The following is a 21,163-nucleotide window of genomic DNA, read 5'->3' as shown; positions in this document are numbered from 1 at the left end:
TTCGGGTTGGATACATCTTAGCACGCTGTCCAATTTTGCCGGACCACTTCAGACGCCGATGGTTATGGCTGGAGATCAGGATGTATCCAACGGTGTGGTCAGCGCTGAAAGCGTGATGGCAGGCGCAAACGGTTGGCTTGTTGTGCACCGCACCGATGCAGAGATGAAGCCGGGCCCCGTTGTCGGTTACGCGCCGCTGCGTGCTGGTGAGAACGCTGACGTGGCCGCGATCCTGCAAGAAGAAGTCAAATCGGTTGAGATGCTGATGTTGATGGTTCACGCAGAAGAAGGTGGCATGAAAACCGGTGTATTCGAATACACGCTGGGTGCAAAAGAAGATGGCCCCATCCGCATCGACGAAAAGCTGGTGATGCAGGATATCACCGCAAACTAATAGTTTCGGTAACGAGTAGTAAGGCCCGGTTGGATTTCTCTGACCGGGCCCTTTTTTCTATTTCATACGTTTGTCGCGTGCCGCCAACAGCTTCAGGCGCAATGCGTTAAGCTGGATAAAGCCTGCCGCGTCTTTCTGGTCATAGGCGCCGGCGTCATCTTCGAAGGTCACGTGAGCTTCGGAGTACAGGCTGTAATCTGACCAGCGACCAACGGTGCGAACATGGCCTTTGTACAGCTTCAGGCGAACGGTGCCTGTCACGTGTGTCTGGCTTGCGTCGATGGCGGCCTGCAACATGGTGCGTTCTGGCGAGAACCAGAATCCGTTATAAATCAGTTCTGCATATTGCGGCATCAGCTGGTCTTTGAGGTGCATCGCACCGCGGTCCAGCGTGATTGATTCGATAGCACGGTGCGCCTCAAGCAACAGTGTGCCGCCAGGGGTTTCGTAGATACCGCGTGATTTCATGCCGACGAAACGGCCCTCAACCAGATCAAGGCGGCCACATCCGTGCTTGCCACCCAGTTCGTTCAGTTTTGTCAGCAGCTCGGCAGGCGACAACGCCACGCCATTAACGGAAACTGCATCGCCACGTTCAAACCCGACTTCGACGTATTCAGGCTCGTTAGGGGCATCTTCAGGGCTTACTGTACGCTGATAGACGTATTCTGGCGCGTCCACGGCGGGATCTTCCAGAACTTTGCCTTCTGAAGACGTGTGCAGCAGGTTCGCATCGACAGAAAAAGGCGCTTCGCCCCGCTTGTCTTTGGCAACGGGGATCTGGTTCTGTTCGGCAAACTCCAGCAGACGGGTCCGGCTGGTCAAATCCCATTCACGCCAAGGCGCGATCACCTTGATGTTCGGGTCCAGCGCGTATGCTGCGAGTTCAAAGCGAACCTGATCGTTCCCCTTACCTGTGGCGCCGTGGGCCACGGCGTCGGCACCGGTTTCATGGGCAATCTCGACCAGACGTTTGGAAATCAACGGTCGTGCGATGGAAGTACCCAGCAGATACAGACCTTCATAAACCGCATTTGCACGGAACATCGGGAAAACAAAATCACGCACGAACTCTTCGCGCAAATCTTCAATGTAAATCTCGGAGGCACCCATCATCTCTGCCTTGGCGCGGGCTGGCTCCAGCTCTTCGCCCTGACCCAGATCGGCGGTGAAGGTGACAACCTCGCAGCCGTACTCGGTTTGCAGCCATTTGAGGATGATCGAGGTATCAAGCCCACCGGAGTAGGCGAGCACAACTTTCTTGGGCGCAGACATGATCTTTTCCTTTGTCGAGTTACGCGCGTGGCGTAGCGGTTTTTGTGAAGCACGGCAAGGTGGACGGGTTGATTGACGCTTCTGCAATAGACACCTATCCCAAACTAACTCAACAGAAAGCCGGAGCATATGAGCGAAGATTTCCAGATGGGCGCTATCGCAGCCACCCGCGCCATGCGCGGCGTCTTCCCGCAAACACCGTTGCTCAAGAACGAGCATTTGTCAGAGCGCTATGGCGCGGACATATATCTCAAGCGTGAAGATCTTAGCCCGGTGCGCTCTTACAAGTTGCGTGGGGCATTCAATGCGATGCGCAAGTTGATCCCTGAACATCAGCTTTTTGTCTGCGCGTCTGCGGGCAACCACGCGCAAGGCGTTGCGTTCATGTGCAGTCATTTCGGAGTACGCGGCGTGATCTTCATGCCAGTCACCACGCCCCAGCAAAAAATCCAGAAAACAAAGATGTTCGGTGGAGCAAATATTGAGGTCCGTCTGGTCGGCGATTACTTCGACAAGACCCTCAGCGCAGCGCAGTCATTTTGTGCAGATGAGGGGGCCTATTTTCTTTCTCCGTTCGATGATGAAAACGTGATTGAGGGGCAGGCGTCAGTCGCTGTCGAGATCGAAGATCAGTTGGGGCGTGTCCCCGATCACATAATTCTGCCCGTTGGCGGTGGCGGATTATCTGCTGGTACGCGTGCGTTTTTCGGTGATCGGTGCCTCTATACATACGTTGAACCGCTTGGCGCGCCCAGTCTGGGCCGCGCGCTGGAGCAGGGTAAACCGGTGGATGTCTCACCTATCAACAGCTTTGTTGATGGCGCTGCGGTAGCCAAAGTGGGCATGCGCACATTCGAATGGCTCAAGGATGCGCGTCGCGAGGACGTCGTGCATCTGTCCGAGGACCGCATCTGCGTCAGCATTATCGAGATGCTCAACGTTGAGGGGATCGTGCTGGAACCTGCTGGCGCACTAAGCATCGCGGCGCTGGGCGAAGTGGCCGAGCAGATCAAAGGTAAAACGGTTGTTTGCGTGACCTCTGGCGGCAACTTTGATTTCGAACGTTTGCCTGAAGTCAAAGAACGTGCACTGCGGTACTCCGGTCTCAAGAAATACTTTATTCTGCGGATGCCACAGCGACCCGGCGCGCTGAAAGAGTTTCTCAATATCCTTGAACCCGATGATGACATTTGCAGGTTCGAGTACCTTAAAAAGTCAGCTCGTAACTTTGGTTCGGTGCTGATCGGGATCGAAACGCCCAGTCCGGACGCTTTCCCGCGCTTTTTGGCTCAGCTTGATGACGCAGGGTTCACCTATACAGATATCACCAATGATGAGACGCTTGCCCAATTCGTGATCTAGGGAGGCGCTTGTGAATATTTCCGGTAAGTCGATTGTCATTACTGGCGGAGCCAGCGGCATTGGTGCTGCTCTTGCGCGGCAGGCAGCAAAGGCAGGGGCAAAGGTTTGTATTGCGGACCTCAACCTTGATGCTGCCGAAAGCGTTGCGCGTGAGATTGGCGGTATCGCCGTCGCCTGCGACGTAACAAAAGAAGCTCAGATTATCGCGGCAATCGGAGCTGCCGAAACAGCTCACGGACCGGTGGATGTATTTGTTTCAAACGCAGGTCTAGGGCGGGGCGACCCTTCTCATGCGGCGTCCGCGCCTGATGCAGACTGGATGTTGAATTGGAATGTTCATGTAATGGCTCATGTCTGGGCGGCGCGTGCGCTGCTGCCGACCATGATTGCGCGCGGTTCGGGATATTTTGTCAACGTTGCCTCTGCTGCAGGACTGCTGAACCAGATCGGTGATGCAGCTTATTCGGCTACCAAACATGCTGCCGTCAGCTTTGCCGAGTCACTACTGATTTCACATGGGGAAGAGGGAGTTGGTGTTTCTGTGGTGTGCCCACAATACGTAGCAACGCCGCTTTTGGGGTTGGGCGACGGAGACGTGAAGGGCAATTTGCTGTCTGCCGATGATGTTGCCCGTTCTGTTTGGCAGAACGTGTCAGACGGTACTTTTGTGATCATGCCGCACCCGGATGTCGCGAAATACAACGCTTTGCGTGGTGCAGACCCGTCACGCTGGATCAAGGGAATGCAGATGCTGCGTGCCAAGGCGATGTCAGAGCACGGCGGCATCAGCGTGGCAGAATTTTACAAGCTCGTTTAGGCAGCCATACCGCTTTCTAGCCCTGACAGAAAAATGTCCTTGCTGTCTTCGTAACACTGCAAGATCGGCTCAAGAACAATATCCTGCGTGCGGCCATTGGCTGCGGCAGTCTCTCCCTTCTGACACATCTCCGCAAAGTTAATGAACCCAAGGTTCAGCGCGCTTCCTTTGAGCGCGTGCAGGTCAGCACCCAGTGTTTCCGGTCGCGGCGCAGTGCGCAACCTGTCGATCATGACACTCACCTCTGTGATAAAAATATCCACGACATCGGGAAAATCATCTTCACCGATTTCCTCGCGCAATGTCTTGATCCGGTCCCAATCTATCACGGCAGCCTCCAGTAATTGCAATCTCTATATATGTCGAAACTCTTAAGAGGGGATGAGCGCGGTGCTGGAAGACGTTGCTTTACCCCCTGTTAATGCCGGGCAGATATAGCTGACCGTGTTAATTTATTGTGAGGCACTATGCCCTCTACTCTTCCAAATACCTTGAACTTTTCGGCTTCTAAACGTGGCGGGGCAATTCAGCATGTCCTCGTTGTTGACGACAGCCAACTTCAGCGCAAACTGCTAACGCTGGCACTGAAGCGGTGGGGGTTTGACGTGGCTGAGGCTGCCAGCGGTGCAGAAGCGTTAGAGTTGGCTGCGCTCCAGCGACCTGATTTGGTACTCAGTGATTGGATGATGCCGGGCATGTCTGGTCTGGAATTATGCCGCCGTTTTCGAGCGATCGAGGGGGAGGAATACAGCTATTTTATTTTGCTCACGTCCAAAAGCGAAAAGGACGAAATCGCGCACGGCCTTGATAGCGGCGCGGATGACTTCTTGACCAAACCTGTCGACAACAATGAATTGCGCGCACGCATCACTGCGGGGGAGCGTCTGATTGAGATGCAACGCTCCATGGCGCAGTCCAACCGCGTTCTAAGTGAGACTTTGGCAGAGCTACAACGCCTTTATGACCATATCGACAGCGATCTTCAGGAGGCAAAAAAACTTCAACAATCTCTTGTGAAAGAGCGGTTTCGTGCGTTGCCTGTTGGGGATCTTTCGCTGATGCTGCGCTCCTCAGGGCATGTTGGTGGGGATTTGGTTGGGTTTTTCGAGGCCGGTGCAAAGCATGTGGGCCTTTATGCGCTTGATGTGTCGGGCCACGGCATCAGTTCGGCGCTCATGACAGCGCGACTGGCGGGTTATCTTTCTAGCGCAGCACCGGACCAGAACGTCGCTTTGCGCAAGGATACCGCGGGCCAGTTTGTGCCACGATCGCCTGACGAAGTTGTCGCAGACCTGAATAATCTGGTGCTCGACGAGATGGAGACAGAACACTATTTTACGCTGCTGCTTGCTTTCGTAGAGCTGGAAACCGGTCATATGGTGCTGTCACAAGCTGGCCATCCGCATCCGGCAGTGCAGCGCGCAGATGGCAGGATAGAACAGTTGGGCCCGGGCGGTTTTCCGGTGGGCCTGCTTTCCGGTGTTCGCTTTGAACGGTTCGAACTGACGCTCAACCGTGGTGACCGCATCTTAATCCTGTCAGATGGGGTGACGGAGTGTCCCGGTCCTGACGATGACATGTTAGGCGAGGAGGGGCTTACTACCCTCATGGAAGAGCTTGCCGCGATACGCGGGCCTGCATTTCTGGAGGCTCTGATTTGGAAACTGACCGAATTTAACGGAAGCGAAGACTTTCCCGACGACGTGTCAGCCATTCTGTTTGAATATCAGGGCCTACCAGACACGTAGGCCTCAAGAAATATTCGGTCTCCGTCATTTCCCAATGCGGCAATTGCATCATCGGCATCAAGGATCAGCGTCTCGTGATAGGGTTCTGACGGGGCGTGAAGGGGGCGAACAGGGCGGGCAACATAGACATGGCACAGTTTTTCGGCCCACAGATCATATTCAGGCATGAACACAAAGCGGCGAAAGGCTCCCAAACGCAGAGGCTGCGAAATAGACCAGCCAATCTCCTCACGCACCTCACGATAGAGCGCTTGCAGTGAGCTTTCACCCGGATCAATTCCGCCACCTGGCAGCTGAATATCAATGCTGCGCTGTGTCTCAGCGGTGAGCAAAAATCGCCGTCCGATGGGTAAAATCGCATAAGCGCCAGGGCGTAAAGTGTACTTTTTACCGCGTTCCGGCACGTCTCCCACACGTTTGATCATCATCGCCCCCTTTTTGTCGCGGCTTGTCCGCCCTACATAGACGCGGTATGCCAAGCGCTTCGCGGTAAGGATAGATGAAAATGACAAATGCAAACAGCATGGGGTGGGATGATACGGTCCTGCCTTTCCAGCTCGACAACTCAGATATTCGCGGTCGGATCGCGCGTCTGGATACGGCTTTGGCCGGTATCCTGAAGCAGCACAACTATCCACCGCAGGTCGAAGCACTAGTGGCTGAGATGGCCTTGCTCGCCGCCCTTATTGGTGAGTCGATGAAGTTGCGCTGGAAGCTGCAATTGCAGGTTCAGTCAAACGGCCCCGTGCGGATGATCGCGACGGACTATTACGGCCCCGAAGTCGAAGGTGGACCGGCACGTATCCGTGCCTACGCCAGCTATGACGCGGATCGCCTGACAGATGGTGCTCCGATCGAGCAGATCGGTGAGGGTTATTTTGCGGTGATGATTGATCAGGGTAAGGGCATGACCCCTTACCAAGGCATCGCCCCACTGTCCTCTGAAAGTCTGTCGAAGTCTGCGGAGGGATATTTTGCCCAGTCCGAACAGCTACCAACGCGGTTCGAGCTGAGCTTTGGCAAATCCACCACAGCTGATGCACCTGAGCATTGGCGTGCTGGTGGTGTGATGCTGCAGCACATGCCAAAGGCATCTCCTTTCGTCGCCAAGACCGAAGGGGTGGGCGACATCCTGCAACCGACTGATCTGCTGGGCGATGCCGAGAAAGAAAACTGGAACCGTGTGAACATTCTGCTAGATACAGTGGATGATCTGGAACTGATCGGCCCCTCACTTGAGCCGTCGGATGTTTTGCTGCGCCTGTTCCACGAGGAACTTCCGCGCGTGTTCGACAAGCAGCGGGTGCATTTCGGCTGCACGTGTTCGGAGGATCGTGTGCGTCAAAGCCTCTCGATCTATTCGGCCAAAGACATTGCGACCATGACGACTGATGATGGTCGTGTGACGGCTGATTGTCAGTTTTGCAGCGCGCATTACGATATCGATCCGCTGACAGTGGGCTTTGAAGCAAAAAAGGATGTGTAGTACGCTTGATCACTTTCGGGCGGCGCTGGCGCAAACTGGCGTCGGCTCCTCCGATTTTGACCTTAATCCTGATACGGTTCTAACTGAGGGGCGCGTTTTGCGCCCGGCGGGTGTTCTTGCGCCGATCGTTGAGACCGATCGTGGGCTGGCCCTGCTGCTCACCAAACGTTCTGCCGCGCTCAAACATCATCCTGGTCAAATCGCCTTTCCGGGCGGGAAACAGGATGAGGGCGACGCCGATGTGGTTGCCGCTGCACTACGCGAGGCGCATGAAGAGATCGGCCTGCCACCTGATCATGTCGAGGTGTTGGGAACGCTGCCTTCCCATGAAACAGTGACCAGTTTTGACGTGACGCCTGTGATCGGCTTTGTGCACAAACCCTTCACGATCATCCCTGAGCCGGGTGAGGTGGATGAGGTATTTGCCGTACCGCTGGACCACGTGTTGAACAGCGACAACTATTTGGTTCAGTCGCGTCGCTGGCGCGGGCAGATGCGCCACTATTTTGTGGTGCCTTTCGGTCCCTATTACATCTGGGGTGCAACTGCGCGTATGTTGCGGGCATGGAGCGAGATTATTCAAAAATAACACCCGAAGATGCACCATGGCTTGCGTCGCCATCTGCGCGTGCAGTCTGTGATGCTATCGCTTTGGGTGGTCACCAGATTTTTTATGTTGGTGGCTGTGTGCGAAATTCTCTTTTGGGTGTGCCTGTCAGCGATTTGGACATGGCGACCAGCGCCACGCCTCAGCAAGTGATTGCATTGGCTACAGATGCGGGTCTTAAACCCGTCCCCACCGGGATTGATCACGGCACCATTACGGTGGTGTCTGGTGGTGTGGGATATGAGGTCACGACATTTCGTCGTGACGTCGAGACGGACGGCCGCCGAGCCGTAGTCGCTTTTTCAACCGATATTCGGGATGATGCCCGCCGCCGCGATTTTACGATGAACGCGCTTTATGCTGATGCGCATGGCCACGTAATCGACCCGCTTGGTGGCATGGATGATCTGCGTGCTAGGCGCGTGCGATTTATCGAGGATGCAGAGGGCCGGATCACCGAAGACTATCTGCGCATACTGAGATATTTTCGCTTCCACGCGTGGTATGGAGATACCTCCAAAGGGATGGACCCAGACGCACTATCAGCAATAGGCTCTAATATCGCCGGATTAGAGACGCTTTCGGCAGAACGCGTTGGCGCTGAAATCAAAAGACTATTGGTGGCGGATGACCCTTCGACAGCTTTGGCCGCTATGTCTCAAACCAATGTGTTAGGGACAATTTTGCCCGGATCAGACATGCGGTTTGCCCTGCTGATGATCCATGCGGCTGCGATGCTTGGCCTGCCACCCAATTGGCTGGGACGGCTGGTCTCTCTTGGTGGTGAGGCGGTGCCGGAACGTCTACGACTGAGCAAGGCGGATCAGCGGTGTTACGCGACGATCCAAACTGGAGCATTTGAAGGTGGTTCATTGGCGGCAATAGCGTTCGAACACGAGGCTGAGATCGCCATTCAAGCATACCTGATCCGTTGTGCCATCGCCGAGTCGTTTCCCGAGGCAGCGGTCGTCGCAGAACTAGAGAAGGCTGCATTGCAGGTCTTTCCTGTGCGGGCGCCTGATCTGATGCCTGAATATGCGGGCGCTGATCTTGGTGCGCGGCTCGCGCAGTTGAAAGCTGCATGGATTGCATCAGGTTTCACGTTGGACAAAGAGGCATTGATCACGCTCCCTGCTCCGTGATGTTTAGAGCCATGGGCGTAAGAACCCAGAATAATTGACAAGAAAGGGCGGCTGCTATGTTTCGATTCTTTGAGAATCTGGTGGACCCTTATGTGGACTACCCAGAAGAAGATAATCCGCCACGAGATTTATGGCCGTTCTTCATGGGCTACAGTCAGCCGTTCAAAAAGGTTTTCGCTGTCACGGCGTTAATGTCCATTCTTGTAGCTGCGGTAGAGGTAGGGCTGATTTACTACATGGGCCGTATCGTCGACGTACTGGAGGGGGATCCAGCGCAGATGTGGGCGCAGAACGGGACGGAATTGGTCATCGTCGGATTATTGATCGTCTTTGTGCGTCCGATATTTCAGGCAATCGATGTTGCTTTGGTCAATAACGCTATTTTGCCGAATTTCGGTACGTTGATCCGCTGGCGCGCGCACAAACAGGTGCTGCGTCAATCCGTCGGCTGGTTTGAGAATGACTTCGCCGGCCGTATCGCCAACCGGATCATGCAGACGCCCCCCGCCGCCGGTGAGGTGGTGTTTCAGGCGTTTGATGCGATCTCGTTTTCGCTAGCGTATCTGATCGGTGCAGCAATCTTGCTGACTACGTCCGATCCGCGGTTGCTGCTGCCGCTTGTGATCTGGTTCATCGTTTACGTGTTGCTGTCGCGCTGGGCGATACGCCGCATTGGGCCAGCATCGAAGGCGGCATCTGATGCGCGGTCGGCTGTCACGGGGCGAGTGGTGGATGCCTATACCAACATCCATTCGGTAAAGATGTTTGCTCATCACGACCGCGAGGAAAGCTACGCCAAGGAAGCAATCGAAGAGGCGCGCAGGACCTTTCAGGTCGAACAGCGTATCTTCACCACGATGGATTTCTCTTTGGTGTTGTTGAACGGTCTTTTGATCGTCGGGGTCGTTGGCTGGGCGCTGTCGCTATGGGTGCAGGGCGAAGCCAGCGTGGGCACAGTGGCTGCCGCTGCAACGCTGACGCTGCGGCTCAATTCCATGACCGCGTGGATCATGTGGGCGCTGTCTGCATTCTTTCGTCAGCTGGGCGTGGTGTCCGAGGGGATGGAGACGATTGCGCAACCGATCACACTTGTGGATGCACCAGAGGCAAAGCCATTGGAACTGGTCGAAGGCCGGATCGAGATGCAGGGCCTGACCCATCATTATGGGCGCACTTTGGGTGGTTTAAACGCGATTGATCTTGTGATTGAGCCTGGTCAAAAGATTGGTCTTGTCGGACGATCCGGTGCCGGAAAATCGACCCTATTAAAGCTACTTTTGCGGTTCTATGACGCGGATGCCGGTCTGATCAGGATTGACGGTCAGGACGTGACGCAGGTGACCCAAGACAGCCTGCGACGTCAGATCGGGATGGTGCAACAAGACAGCGCTCTGTTGCATCGCTCGGTTCTTGAGAACATCCGCTACGGCCGCCCTGATGCCACCGAGGATGAGGCGATCGCCGCGGCAAAGCAGGCCGAGGCGCATGAGTTTATCGAAGGGTTGCAAGATCCAGAGGGCAACCTTGGCTATGGTTCACGAGTAGGGGAGCGTGGGGTAAAGCTCTCGGGTGGACAGCGCCAACGGATTACTCTGGCACGGGTGATCTTGAAGGACGCGCCGATCCTGCTTTTGGATGAGGCGACGAGCGCGTTGGACAGCGAGGTTGAAGCCGCGATCCAGAAGACTCTCTATGGCATGATGGAAGGCAAGACCGTGATCGCCATTGCGCACCGCCTGTCGACCATCGCGCGGATGGATAGGATTCTGGTGCTGGATGATGGGCGGATCGTGGAAGATGGTGATCATCACGCGCTTTTGTCGGCAGGTGGACTATACGCACAGTTCTGGGCCCGACAATCTGGCGGATTTCTTAAAACTGAAGAAGAAGACACGCTGTGAATATCGGAAACTGGATCAACCCCTTCAGCCCCGCAGACGGGCCACCGCCCCAAACTCTGGCTGCTTTCATGCGCTGGTGTCTGGCGGGGGCCTGGCCCGCGCTTTGGCTGGCGGCGGCATTTTCTGCGATTGCTGGTGCGCTTGAGGCTGGAACAGCGCTTATCCTTGGCTGGGTGATTGATGCGACCGTATCCAGTGGGCCGGATGCATTTTTTGACGGTCGCAATGCCGCGATGATTGCTTTGGCTGTTGGGTTTTTCCTGATCGCGCGGCCGGTGTTCTTTGGGCTTTCTGCTGCGTCGAACGCCATCATTGTTCAACCCAATGTAAACCCGATGGTTCTTTCACGCTTGCACCGCTGGTCACTTGGTCAGAATATCAGTTTTTTCGACGATGATTTCGCGGGCCGGATTGCGCAAAAGCAGATGCAGGCCGCGCGGGCGGTGACCGACGTTGCCTCCGAAGTGATTAACGTGGTTGCTTTTGCGCTGGCGTCGCTTTTAGGTTCTGTCCTGCTGCTGACCGCGATCAACGGTTGGGTCGCCGTTGGGCTTGCGGTCTGGCTGGTGCTCTATTTCGCTTTGATCAACTGGTTCTTGCCGCGCATCCGCAAACGGTCTGCGGTGCGTGCGGGCGCGCGGTCTTTGGTGTCGGGGCAGGTGGTCGATACGATCACCAACATCAAGACGGTAAAACTTTTTGCCCATGACGATCATGAGGATCGCGCAGCCCTTGGGGCGATGGAGAGTTTCCGCAACCGCGCATTGGAGTATGGCTATCTCGCCGCCGGATTCCGGTTTTCACTGATGAGCCTTGCTGGTATTCTGCCTGTGCTGCTGATTGGGGCGACTGTATATTTGTGGCAGCGCGGCATGGCAACCGAGGGTGATATCGCCGCCGCAGGTGCCATCTCAATCCGGATTGCCCAGATGACGGGCTGGGTCAGTTTCACGTTGATGGCTATTTATTCCAACATTGGAGAGATTGAAGACGGCATGCGCACGCTTACGCCGCGCACGCGGCTCGAAGATGCGCCAGAGGCGCGTCCGCTTGACGCGGCAAAGGGTGAGATAAGGATTGAAGGGTTGGGTTTCGCCTATGGTCGCGAAACAGGCGGGATAGACGAGATTAATCTGACGATCAGGGCAGGGGAAAAGCTGGGTGTTGTCGGAGCATCCGGGGCAGGGAAATCAACGCTCGTTGCGCTCATGCTTAGGCTCTATGAGGCGGAAAAAGGCCAAATCCTGATTGATGGGCAAGACATTCGTGATGTGACACAGGAAAGCCTGCGACGCTCTATTGCGATGGTTACGCAGGAAACGGCGATGTTCAACCGCTCTGCGCGTGAGAACATTGTGTATGGTCGTCCTGATGCCACTGAGGCCGAAATGATAGCGGCGGCGAAGAAAGCCGAAGCCCATGAGTTCATCCAAGATCTTGAGGACCACAAAGGCCGGACCGGATATGACGCGCATCTGGGCGAACGGGGCGTTAAGCTATCCGGTGGGCAGCGCCAGCGGATAGCGCTTGCGCGTGCCATCATTAAAGACGCGCCTATCTTGGTGCTGGATGAGGCGACAAGTGCGCTCGACAGTGAGGTTGAAGCGGCGATCCAGTCAGCGTTGGAGCGTGTGATGGAAGGCAAGACAGTCATGGCTATTGCACACCGTCTGTCGACCCTGCGAGAAATGGACCGGATCGTCGTGCTGGCAAGCGGCCGCATCGCTGAAGCGGGCAGCCACGACGAGTTGCTGGCGCTGGGCGGTCTCTATGCAGGCTATTGGGAGCGGCAATCTGGCGGGTTTCTCGATCTCAAGGCCGCTGAATAGGGGCTGGCGGGACGGGTCAAGCGGCGCTATGGCGGGGGCATGACAGAATTTAAAATTACACGACTTGGCATTTACGGTGACGGCATTGCCGAAGGTCCGGTGTTTGCCGCCATGACGCTGCCCGGTGAGGTGGTGACAGGAACGCTTGACGGGTCCACCCTGAGCGATGTGAAAATCATCACTCCGTCGGATGATCGCGTGGCACCGCCATGTCGTCATTTCAAAGCTTGTGGTGGGTGTCAGTTGCAGCATGCATCTGATGCGCTAGTGGCAAACTGGAAAACTGATGTGATCGCGCAGGCATTGGCCGCGCAAGGTATTCGCACGGAAATCTGGCCCATCCTGACATCGCCGACACAGTCCCGTCGCCGCGCCACCTTTGCTGCGCGCCGCACCAAGAAGGGCGCCATGTCGGGCTTTTACGGTCGTGCGTCTGATACTGTTATCGAAATTCCGGATTGTAAGCTGGTTGAGCCCGACCTGCTGGCCGCACGAGACATTGCTGAGGCTCTGGCCGAGATCGGGGGCAGCCGAAAGGCAACGCTGGCCGTGACGGTCACCACGTCGCAGGTTGGGTTGGACATACAGGTAAGCGGTGGCAAGCCGATCGACGGACAGCTTCGCATCTCTCTTGCGGGTCTGTGTGACAGCCGCGGGTTTGCGCGACTCACGTGGGAGGACGAGGTGATTGCGCAGCGCGCGCCGCCGGTCCAGCGCTTTGGTGCGGCGAATGTCTGCCCACCCCCCGGTGCGTTTATGCAGGCAACTGCTCATGGTGAGGCGCAACTTCTTGCTGCCGTGAAAGAGGCTGTTCATGGCGCAAAACGGGTCGTTGATCTGTTTGCAGGCTGTGGGACGTTCACCTTGCCGCTGGCTGCTGATGCGGAAATATTCGCCGTTGAGAGCGATGCTCAGATGATGGCTGCGATGGACAAGGGCTGGCGGATGGCTAAGGGGCTGAAAACCGTGACCCATGTTGCACGCGATCTTTATCGCCGTCCCTTGTTGCCTGATGAATTTAAAAAGTTTGATGCGGTGGTAATGGACCCGCCCCGTGCCGGAGCCGAGGCGCAGACCGCTGAGCTAATCCGCTCTGACATCAAGCGGATCGCTTACGTGTCTTGCAATCCTGTTACCTTCGCGCGGGATGTCGCGCAGATGGTGGCGGGTGGTTTCACTCTTGATTGGGTGCAGCCGGTGGACCAGTTTCGCTGGTCGTCTCATGTAGAACTTGCCGCCCAACTTACCCGCAGCTGACCTTGTGCAAAAATGCAGCGGTTTGATCGTCATTTTATATTGACGGCTTTGTGAACTGACGCTTTTTTGTTATGGTATACGCAATAATGATCCGACAACGGATAAGAGCGGCAGGCATATGAAACGTAGAAATCTGATTTTAGGTAGCGCAGCAGTCGCTACACTTGGAGCATGCTCCGATAGTAAGTTCGAACGGTACAGCGGTCCCGCAGTTACGGGAATCGTTGTGAATAAGGGCGAGCGGAAGATGTATCTGCTCAGCGAGGACCTTGTTCTAAACGACTACAATATCCGTTTGGGATTTGCGCCTGAAGGGCACAAGCGGATCGAGGGGGATGGTAAAACGCCAGAGGGCCTGTACCGGATCGACCGGCGCAATCCGAACAGCCGATTCCATTTATCATTAGGGATATCGTATCCCAATTTGGAAGATATCCGTACTGCACGCGCAATTGGGAAGTCACCGGGCGGGGAGATTTTCATCCATGGTCAGCGACACCCGATGCGTCAAGACAAAGACGATTGGACCTGGGGCTGCATTGCCGTGGACAACAGCAGCATTGAGAAGATTTATGCGATGGTCCAAAATGGCGTACTGATCGCGATCAATCCGTGAATTAAGGCGCTGACCCTTTGGGTCAGCCGCCCATCACCAACGTCCACCAAATCTTGCCGCTGTCTTCCTGAAACCACGACACGCCCATCCGGCGCGCTTCTGGGGACAAGATGATCCGGCGTGTATCTGGTTTTTCCATCCATGCACCCAGCGTTTCAATCTCGGTCTCATAGGTTTCCGAGATTACTTCACCAACAAGGATGCCGGAAAATCCGACGCGCTGTACGCGATCAACTGGGGACGATCCGTCAGACCCAAAGTGCCAAGGGCGGTTTTGCACCTGCATATCGCGGGAGTGTGTCGCGGCTGCAGCTGTCAGCTGTGCGTCCAGCTCGACGGGGGGCTGACCGGATGCGCCACGCAATGCGTTGACCGAATCAAGCACCCGGAACGGGATCTGCTGCGAATCCTTATAAGTGATTTTATAAGCCCGCGGCAAAGCGCGCCCGTCAGCGCCAATTTCGGGAGCCGCTGGCTGACAGGCTGCTAGAGCCATTGTACCAACCAACAAAAGGGTAAAAAGACGGATCATTACGCTACTCCAAGCCTAAATGTTTAGCACGGCATACATGCTGAGCTGCAACAGTACAAATGCACTTACATGTGAACAGCTTTCTTCACACGGGTTTGATTTGAAAACGTGTCTTTGACGCCATATAGGAACATCAGATGAGCTTCTTTTAGCCGGAGACATAAAATGTCGAATGATTCTTTCAAATTTAACACTCGCCGCGGGTTCCTCGCAGGCAGTGCCGCATTCCTGGCCGCGCCCGCGTTGGCACAGTCGACTGGGGAAAGCGTAAACAGCCAAGCTACGACCGAGACGGAGCGCGACGTAACCGAAGTCGTGCGCCGTAATATATCAAGCTTCCGCACGCTGAGCTGGGAACCCTACTTCGATAACACGCAGAACGGTGCAATTCTTGTCGATCTCGACAGCCGCGCTGTTCACTACTGGTCCGAAGACCGGAGTATCTACAAGCTGTACCCATCCAGCGTGCCGCTGACTGCAGACCTGACGCGTCGTGGTCGCACACAGGTTATATTGAAGGACCCCAAGCCGTCCTGGCGCCCGACACCTTCAATGCTGGAGCGCAATCCCGAGTGGCCACCGTTTATCGGTCCGGGCCCTGAAAACCCGCTTGGCACGCGCTCTTTGCACCTCAGCTGGCAGTATTATCGCATCCACGGGACCCACGACACGCGTAAAATTGGACGCAGATCGTCGAATGGTTGCATCGGTTTATACAACGAGCACATCGAAGAGTTGTATGAGTTCGCTAATGTTGGCACACAGGTGTTGCTAATTTGACGACATGAAGTTGTTACCCTCGTCGTTTTTGTGAATGGTAGTTCCAATCTGTTTAAAGATGCTGTTTAGAAAACGTCACGAGGTAAGTGTTCGGTGCGCTTCATGCTGAGAATCATGGCGCGCCATCTTCTGGAGGTTATTACTATGAAAAAACTCGTTCTCGCCGCTGCTTTGACAGCTGCTGCTTCAACAGCTTTTGCTGGCTCGCTTGCTGATCCAATCATCGAAGCACCAGTCATCGTTGAAGAAGCGTCCAGCTCTTCTGCTGGCGTTCTGGTTCCAATCCTGATCCTGGTTCTGGTTGCTGCAGCTCTGGCTGACTAATATTCGGTCTTTGACTGAAGGCGGAAAGGCGGTGCTTGCACCGCCTTTTTTGCGTTTAATACCCAGAAAAAATGTGGCCGCCGCTGGTTTTCACAAGCGGCAGCCTGAAATCAGGCGTTAGATCCAGCCCTGAAGGTTCTCACGGATCACGTTTGACAGAGCTTCGATATGCGCATCGTCGTCGTTCAGGCAAGGAATGTAGGTGAAGTGATCGCCACCTGCTTCTTCAAAGCTCTCGAAAATCTCTTCGTTGATCTCTTCGAGCGTCTCAATGCAATCGGCGGAAAACGCTGGCGCGCAGATGGCAATGTTCTTTTTGCCCTGTTCGGCCAAGCGGGCCACTTCCTCAACGGTGTAAGGCTGCAGCCACTCTTCTGGGCCAAACTTCGACTGGAAGGTCGTTTTGATTTCGGTATCGGCCCAGCCAAGGCGCTCCTTCAGGAGGCGCGTCGTCTTCTGGCATTGGCAGTGATAGGGGTCACCTTCCCTCAGATAACGCTGTGGCACCCCGTGATAGGAGCAGACAAGGATATCCGGCCGCGTCTCAAGCTCTGCGTATTTCGCCTCGACGGATTTGGCGAGCGCGTCGATATAGTCGGGGCGGTCAAAGTAGGGCTGTACGGTACGGCTAGCGGGCTGCCACTTTTCCTTACCCAGCGCTTCAAAGAACTTGTCGCAGGCTGTGGCTGAGGTCGCGCCGGCGTAGTGTGGATATAGCGGAAAGAAAAGGATCTTTCGGCACCCCGCCTTGACCATCTTTTCGACTTTGCTCTGGGTAGACGGGTTGCCGTACCGCATGCAGAAATCCACCATGACATCGTCGCCATAGGTCTTTTGCATCTCGGTCGCGATCTTTGCGGTTTGTGCCTTGGTGATGGTCATCAGCGGGCTTTCGCCCTCGGCTTCGTTCCAGATGGACTTATAGGCAGCACCAGAGGTGAAGGGCCGCTTGGTCAGGATGACCAGTTGTAGGAGCGGCTGCCAAAGCCAAGGCGAATAGTCGATGACGCGGCGGTCCGACAGAAACTCACCCAGATAGCGGCGCATAGACCAGTAGTCATAGTTGTCCGGCGTACCCAAATTGCTGACCAGCACTCCCACCTTGGGGCGCTGAACCTTCGGATGGTCTGGTTCAGCGTGAACCGGACGTGCTTCTGTAGTGATATCATTCATGGCGCCATCTTCCTGCATGTTCTTGAGTTCAAATAGATAGATTTGTCGCTGGGTCAATCATGCAGGGGTTTTTCCGGCGTGCCCAGAGCGTCCGCAAGCCGTTGTTGTGCCGATCCCGGACGCAGTGGCTGGGGCTGGGACGCGTCTGGGGCCCAACCTGTGAGTACTTGCAGCTCGAAACTCGCACGCAGCCGACCGGAGGGTGCGGCAAAATGTTCCGCATAAAGTTTTTGCGCGTGGTCGAACACGGCACGGCGTGTAGGGCTGCGTAGACGCGCCGACAGCGCGTTGGTCTCTCCCATGGCGCGCAGGTCGTGCATCAGGTGCCAGATGTCACGGTATTCAACGGTTATCACCGCCGTATCAGCAACTGGCAGCGCGAAGCCAGCGCGCTGCAACAGCCCGCCCAGATCACGCAGTTCCGGCATCGGAGCGATACGGGGGGATAGGCCGCCAGTCACAGCAATCTCGGCCTCGGCCAATGCCCGGCGCAGTTCCTGCAACGTATCTCCGCCAAAGCTGATGCCGATGAACAAACCGTCGGGTTGCAGCGCGCGACGACACTGGATCAATTGGCCTACCGGATCGTTCGCCCAATGCAGCCCCATCACGTGGGCGACCAGATCGTGCGTGTTCGGCGTAAGGTCGAGTGTTTCTGAATCGGAAACAATCGTGGCTTCTGGATGTTGTGTGGCCCAGTACTCCGAAAACCCTGTGACAAGCGCGGTTTTCGTAAACGACTTGTTAACCATATCCAGACGATCCTGAAGCTCGTCTGCAGCAGTGGCATGAAGAAATAGTCCCTCCGCTGTCGCGCGGGCGCGGTGATGTTGCAGGGCGGAGTTGTCTGTCATGGGTTTGGTCATAAAGGAGTACATAGGCTGGTGCTGGCGCAACTTCAAACAGCTGTCACATTGATCTATCCGCCGCGCTGTATCACGTGTGGCGATATGGTGGAGAGTGATTTCGGTCTGTGCGACCCTTGTTGGCGCGATACCAGCTTTCTGGGTGGCGTGATATGTGACTGCTGTGTGTTCCGTTGACCCCCGGTGGAGAGGGTGAACTACACCACTGCGATGCATGCATGCAGGCCCCTAGGCCGTGGGTTCAGGGGCGCGCGGCCGTGCTTTACAGGGATAACGGGCGCAAGCTCGTGTTGGCCCTGAAACATGGTGATCGTCAGGAAATGGCGCGTCCTGCGGGGCTGTGGATGGCGAATATGGTCCGTGGGTGTCTCCCAAAAGACACTCTTGTTGTGCCGGTCCCCTTGCATTGGACACGCTTGTTAAAACGCCGCTACAATCAAACTGCGCTTCTGGCGCGATCGGTGGCAAAGGAATTGGTGCTGCCTAGGTGTCCCGATGCGCTGGCGCGTGTCCGGCGGACAAGTTCGCTTGAAGGGTTAAGCCGTGAAGCGCGGTTCGAGTCACTGGAAAACGCGATCGCTCCACACCCCAAACGCGGCGAAAAATTGAAGGACCGGCCGATCCTTTTGATCGACGATGTGATGGCTTCTGGGGCCACATTAATGGCCTCCACCCGCGCTTGTTTGGAGGCGGGTTCAGGACCTGTTCGCGTACTGACCCTAGCAAGAGCGGCAAAAGACGCCTAAATCCTATTCCAACACTTTGTGGAAAAGGACAGAATTATGAAACCGGTTGAAATCTATAGCTCCCCGCTCTGCGGCTTTTGTCACGCGGCCAAACGCCTGCTGAACCAAAAAGGCGTGAGCTTTTCCGAGGTTGATGTGTTTGCCAGCCCTGACCGCAAGCCAGAGATGATCAAGCGTGCGAACGGTGGCCGCACTGTGCCGCAGATTTTTGTTGGCGATATCCATGTCGGCGGTTGTGATGAGCTTTATGCGCTAGAGCGCGCGGGCAAGCTCGATGCGCTGCTGGCCGCATGAAAGTAGCCATCCTTCAGCTCAACGTAAGTGACGATCCGACAGCCAATCTGGCCGTGACCCGCGCGATGTTGGCTGAAGCGGCGGCGCAGGGCGCGGAGCTTGTGTGCACACCTGAGGTGAGCAATTGCATCTCAACCAACCGCGACTATCAGCGCAGCGTCCTGCATCATGAGGCGCACGATCCCACGCTAGCTGCGTTGCGCGCTGATGCCGCTGCGCTGGGTATCTGGCTGCTGATCGGATCGCTTGGGCTGAAGACAGATGACGCAGACGGGCGTTTTGCTAACCGGTCGTTCCTGATTGATCCGGAAGGTGAGATTGTTGCGCGCTATGACAAGATCCACATGTTCGACGTGCAGGTCACGCCGACGGAGACGTGGAAAGAATCAGCTGCCTATCGCCCCGGGTCTCAGGCAGTTCTGGCACGCACGCCCTTCGCCGCGATTGGCATGACGATCTGCTACGATATCCGCTTTCCGGCGCTGTTTCAGGCGTTGGCCGAGGCGGGCGCGCAAATTCTTACCGTTCCTGCCGCGTTCTCGCCTGTGACAGGTGCCGCGCATTGGCACAGCTTGCTGCGCGCCCGCGCGATTGAGACTGGTTGCTTCGTCATTGCGCCTGCGCAGACTGACACACACGAAAGCACTGCCCATAAGACTCGTGATACTTACGGCCATTCACTGGTGGTCAGCCCTTGGGGTGAGGTGATTTTGGACGCGGGTACGGACGCTGGCGTCTTCGTTTTCGAACTGGACATTACTCAAACAGAGGCTGCGCGCACTAAGGTTCCCAGCATGAGCCACAAGCGCGCCTTTGACGGACCGACATGAGCGACGATTCAAATACCCTTGCGATCATGCTTTTTAGTGAAATTCTGGGCACTGACCAGATTTTGCGCAGCCGATTGAGCAAGGTTCTGCCCAAAGGCATGGAAATCTCGCATTTCTCGGTGCTCAATCATTTGGCGTGGCGCGATGTAGAGCGTTCACCCGCGCAATTGGCCGAGACGTTTCATGTCACGCGCGGAGCCATGACCAACACCCTGACCAAGCTGGAGTGGGCGGGCTACGTCCATATCCGGCCCGATTGGGATGACGCGCGGCGCAAGATGGTCACGATCAGTCCCGCTGGACGTCAGGCCCGCGAGACTGCTCTAAGCGCCATAGCGCCCATGATCACACAGGTGGTTGAGCAACTGGGAGAGGATAAGGCCCGCGCGGCATTGCCCATTCTGCGCGAATTGCGCAACCAGTTGGGTTAGGCCTCCGGCTTGAGACTGGCCGTGACGTAGTTCACGCTGAGGTCTTTTGCAGAGATGCTCCATCTCCACAGCAGCGGATTAAAGACAAAACCCTTGCGGTCGACCGGTTCCAAACCCGCTTCTTCGAGCAACTTATACAGTTCGTCCGGCGTGATGAACTTGGACCATTCATGCGTGCCTTTCGGCAGCCATCGCATGATGTGTTCGGCCCCAATGATCGCCACCACATAAGATTTCGGATTGCGGTTGAGGGTCGAGCAGATGTGCAGCCCGCCGGGTTTCAGTAACTCGCGGCAAGCAGTGAGGTAGCTGATGGGGGAGGCAACATGCTCGACCACTTCCATGTTCAGAACCACATCGAATTGCTCACCAGCTTCGGCCATCGCCTCGGCAGTGGTGTGGCGATAGTCGATCTCAAGGCCTGATTGTTCCGCGTGAGTTTGCGCGACGGGGATATTTCCTGCTGCGGCATCTGCGCCAATCATGGTCGCACCCAGACGGGCCATCGGCTCGGCCAGTAGTCCGCCGCCGCAGCCGATATCGAGGATGCGCAGCCCTTTGAACGGCTCCTGTGTGCTGAGATCACGGTCAAATTCACCTGCGATCTGGCTGGTGATATAATCAAGCCTGCAGGGGTTGAGCATGTGCAGTGGCTTGAACTTGCCCTCGGTGTCCCACCATTCGGCGGCCATGGCTTCGAATTTTGCGACCTCGGCTGGGTCTACGGTGGTTTGATGCGCTTGCATTTTGGCG

At 56.0% G+C, this 21,163-nt stretch carries 23 protein-coding genes and 1 pseudogene; 17 read left to right on the top strand and 7 right to left on the bottom strand.

All coding sequences use genetic code 11. The features are described from left to right. Positions 1-10: 10 nt before the first annotated feature. Positions 11-394 (top strand): DUF7282 domain-containing protein, encoded by a 384-nt coding sequence (locus V7730_RS07800; RefSeq protein WP_443070196.1) that lies wholly within the window; start codon positions 11-13, stop codon positions 392-394. 57 nt (positions 395-451) lie between these two features. Here the strand turns inward: V7730_RS07800 and V7730_RS07795 are convergent, their stop codons facing one another. Continuing rightward, positions 452-1,669 (bottom strand): argininosuccinate synthase, encoded by a 1,218-nt coding sequence (locus tag V7730_RS07795; RefSeq protein WP_335747034.1) that lies wholly within the window; start codon positions 1,667-1,669, stop codon positions 452-454. Between the two features lie 129 nt (positions 1,670-1,798). Here V7730_RS07795 and ilvA point away from each other — a divergent pair, with 129 nt between their 5' ends. Both ilvA and V7730_RS07785 read left to right on the top strand, forming a co-directional pair. Further along, the gene (ilvA, locus tag V7730_RS07790; RefSeq protein WP_335747033.1) at positions 1,799-3,031 is read left to right on the top strand and encodes a threonine ammonia-lyase IlvA; all 1,233 of its coding nucleotides are present in this window, start codon (positions 1,799-1,801) and stop codon (positions 3,029-3,031) included. Between the two features lie 10 nt (positions 3,032-3,041). Then, on the top strand, positions 3,042-3,848 hold the full coding sequence (locus V7730_RS07785; RefSeq protein ID WP_335747032.1) for an SDR family oxidoreductase: 807 nt from the start codon (positions 3,042-3,044) through the stop codon (positions 3,846-3,848). On the opposite strand, the gene V7730_RS07780 is transcribed toward V7730_RS07785, so the two are convergent. Then, positions 3,845-4,177: an Hpt domain-containing protein gene (locus V7730_RS07780; protein ID WP_335747031.1), complete on the bottom strand. Its 333-nt coding sequence runs from the start codon at positions 4,175-4,177 to the stop codon at positions 3,845-3,847. The genes V7730_RS07785 and V7730_RS07780 overlap by 4 nt on opposite strands. A gap of 138 nt (positions 4,178-4,315) precedes the next feature. Here V7730_RS07780 and V7730_RS07775 point away from each other — a divergent pair, with 138 nt between their 5' ends. Further along, positions 4,316-5,596, top strand: coding sequence for a PP2C family protein-serine/threonine phosphatase (locus V7730_RS07775; protein WP_335747030.1), 1,281 nt, complete (start codon positions 4,316-4,318; stop codon positions 5,594-5,596). On the opposite strand, the gene V7730_RS07770 is transcribed toward V7730_RS07775, so the two are convergent. Continuing rightward, positions 5,575-6,021, bottom strand: coding sequence for an NUDIX domain-containing protein (locus V7730_RS07770; protein ID WP_335747029.1), 447 nt, complete (start codon positions 6,019-6,021; stop codon positions 5,575-5,577). The genes V7730_RS07775 and V7730_RS07770 overlap by 22 nt on opposite strands. A gap of 80 nt (positions 6,022-6,101) precedes the next feature. On the opposite strand from V7730_RS07770, the gene hslO reads away from it, so the two are divergent. The 7 genes from hslO to V7730_RS07735 all read left to right on the top strand — a co-directional run bounded on the left by hslO (position 6,102) and on the right by V7730_RS07735 (position 14,434). Continuing rightward, entirely contained in the window at positions 6,102-7,082 is a 981-nt protein-coding gene (gene hslO / locus V7730_RS07765; protein WP_335747028.1) for an Hsp33 family molecular chaperone HslO, read from the top strand. Beyond that, complete coding sequence (locus tag V7730_RS07760) at positions 7,075-7,671, top strand: CoA pyrophosphatase (RefSeq protein ID WP_335747027.1); 597 nt, start codon at positions 7,075-7,077, stop codon at positions 7,669-7,671. The genes hslO and V7730_RS07760 overlap by 8 nt, the downstream gene beginning before the upstream one ends. Next, positions 7,647-8,831 (top strand): CCA tRNA nucleotidyltransferase, encoded by a 1,185-nt coding sequence (locus V7730_RS07755; protein ID WP_335747026.1) that lies wholly within the window; start codon positions 7,647-7,649, stop codon positions 8,829-8,831. The genes V7730_RS07760 and V7730_RS07755 overlap by 25 nt, the downstream gene beginning before the upstream one ends. 56 nt (positions 8,832-8,887) lie before the next feature. After that, positions 8,888-10,732 (top strand): ABC transporter ATP-binding protein, encoded by a 1,845-nt coding sequence (locus V7730_RS07750; RefSeq protein ID WP_335747025.1) that lies wholly within the window; start codon positions 8,888-8,890, stop codon positions 10,730-10,732. After that, entirely contained in the window at positions 10,729-12,561 is a 1,833-nt protein-coding gene (locus V7730_RS07745; protein ID WP_335747024.1) for an ABC transporter ATP-binding protein, read from the top strand. Before V7730_RS07750 ends, V7730_RS07745 begins: the two co-directional genes overlap by 4 nt. A 39-nt stretch (positions 12,562-12,600) precedes the next feature. Continuing rightward, a complete protein-coding gene (locus V7730_RS07740) occupies positions 12,601-13,818 on the top strand; it encodes a class I SAM-dependent RNA methyltransferase (protein ID WP_335747023.1) in 1,218 nt (405 codons plus the stop codon). Positions 13,819-13,936: 118 nt separating this feature from the next. Continuing rightward, positions 13,937-14,434 carry a L,D-transpeptidase family protein gene (locus tag V7730_RS07735; RefSeq protein ID WP_335747022.1) on the top strand — a complete coding sequence of 166 codons (498 nt, stop codon included), beginning with the start codon at positions 13,937-13,939 and terminating at the stop codon, positions 14,432-14,434. Between the two features lie 22 nt (positions 14,435-14,456). Here V7730_RS07735 and V7730_RS07730 read toward each other — a convergent pair whose 3' ends face one another. Then, positions 14,457-14,966, bottom strand: coding sequence for a CAP domain-containing protein (locus tag V7730_RS07730; protein WP_335747021.1), 510 nt, complete (start codon positions 14,964-14,966; stop codon positions 14,457-14,459). Between the two features lie 165 nt (positions 14,967-15,131). Between V7730_RS07730 and V7730_RS07725 the strand changes: the two genes are divergently transcribed. Next, positions 15,132-15,746 carry a L,D-transpeptidase gene (locus V7730_RS07725; RefSeq protein WP_335747020.1) on the top strand — a complete coding sequence of 205 codons (615 nt, stop codon included), beginning with the start codon at positions 15,132-15,134 and terminating at the stop codon, positions 15,744-15,746. Between the two features lie 144 nt (positions 15,747-15,890). Further along, on the top strand, positions 15,891-16,070 hold the full coding sequence (locus V7730_RS07720; RefSeq protein ID WP_335747019.1) for a hypothetical protein: 180 nt from the start codon (positions 15,891-15,893) through the stop codon (positions 16,068-16,070). A 117-nt stretch (positions 16,071-16,187) separates the two neighbouring features. Here V7730_RS07720 and hemH read toward each other — a convergent pair whose 3' ends face one another. Both hemH and V7730_RS07710 read right to left on the bottom strand, forming a co-directional pair. Next, positions 16,188-17,243, bottom strand: coding sequence for a ferrochelatase (gene hemH, locus V7730_RS07715; protein ID WP_335747018.1), 1,056 nt, complete (start codon positions 17,241-17,243; stop codon positions 16,188-16,190). Positions 17,244-17,296: 53 nt separating this feature from the next. Beyond that, positions 17,297-18,097 (bottom strand): methyltransferase domain-containing protein, encoded by an 801-nt coding sequence (locus V7730_RS07710; protein WP_335747017.1) that lies wholly within the window; start codon positions 18,095-18,097, stop codon positions 17,297-17,299. A 96-nt stretch (positions 18,098-18,193) separates the two neighbouring features. On the opposite strand from V7730_RS07710, the pseudogene V7730_RS07705 reads away from it, so the two are divergent. The 4 genes and pseudogenes from V7730_RS07705 to V7730_RS07690 all read left to right on the top strand — a co-directional run bounded on the left by V7730_RS07705 (position 18,194) and on the right by V7730_RS07690 (position 20,410). Next, positions 18,194-18,855 (top strand): annotated as a pseudogene (locus V7730_RS07705) (ComF family protein). Between the two features lie 36 nt (positions 18,856-18,891). Then, complete coding sequence (gene grxC, locus V7730_RS07700; protein ID WP_335747016.1) at positions 18,892-19,149, top strand: glutaredoxin 3; 258 nt, start codon at positions 18,892-18,894, stop codon at positions 19,147-19,149. Continuing rightward, on the top strand, positions 19,146-19,979 hold the full coding sequence (locus V7730_RS07695; protein WP_335747015.1) for a carbon-nitrogen hydrolase family protein: 834 nt from the start codon (positions 19,146-19,148) through the stop codon (positions 19,977-19,979). Before grxC ends, V7730_RS07695 begins: the two co-directional genes overlap by 4 nt. Further along, entirely contained in the window at positions 19,976-20,410 is a 435-nt protein-coding gene (locus tag V7730_RS07690; RefSeq protein WP_335747014.1) for a MarR family winged helix-turn-helix transcriptional regulator, read from the top strand. Before V7730_RS07695 ends, V7730_RS07690 begins: the two co-directional genes overlap by 4 nt. On the opposite strand, the gene ubiG is transcribed toward V7730_RS07690, so the two are convergent. Continuing rightward, entirely contained in the window at positions 20,407-21,156 is a 750-nt protein-coding gene (ubiG, locus tag V7730_RS07685) for a bifunctional 2-polyprenyl-6-hydroxyphenol methylase/3-demethylubiquinol 3-O-methyltransferase UbiG (RefSeq protein WP_335747013.1), read from the bottom strand. The two genes, V7730_RS07690 and ubiG, sit on opposite strands and share 4 nt — an antisense overlap. Positions 21,157-21,163: the final 7 nt, after the last annotated feature.

The sequence above is a fragment of the Sulfitobacter sp. genome, assembly GCF_036961165.1.
GTDB lineage: Bacteria > Pseudomonadota > Alphaproteobacteria > Rhodobacterales > Rhodobacteraceae > Sulfitobacter.
Note: the sequence above shows the minus strand (reverse complement) of the source record. Positions and strands in the feature narration are given on the sequence as shown.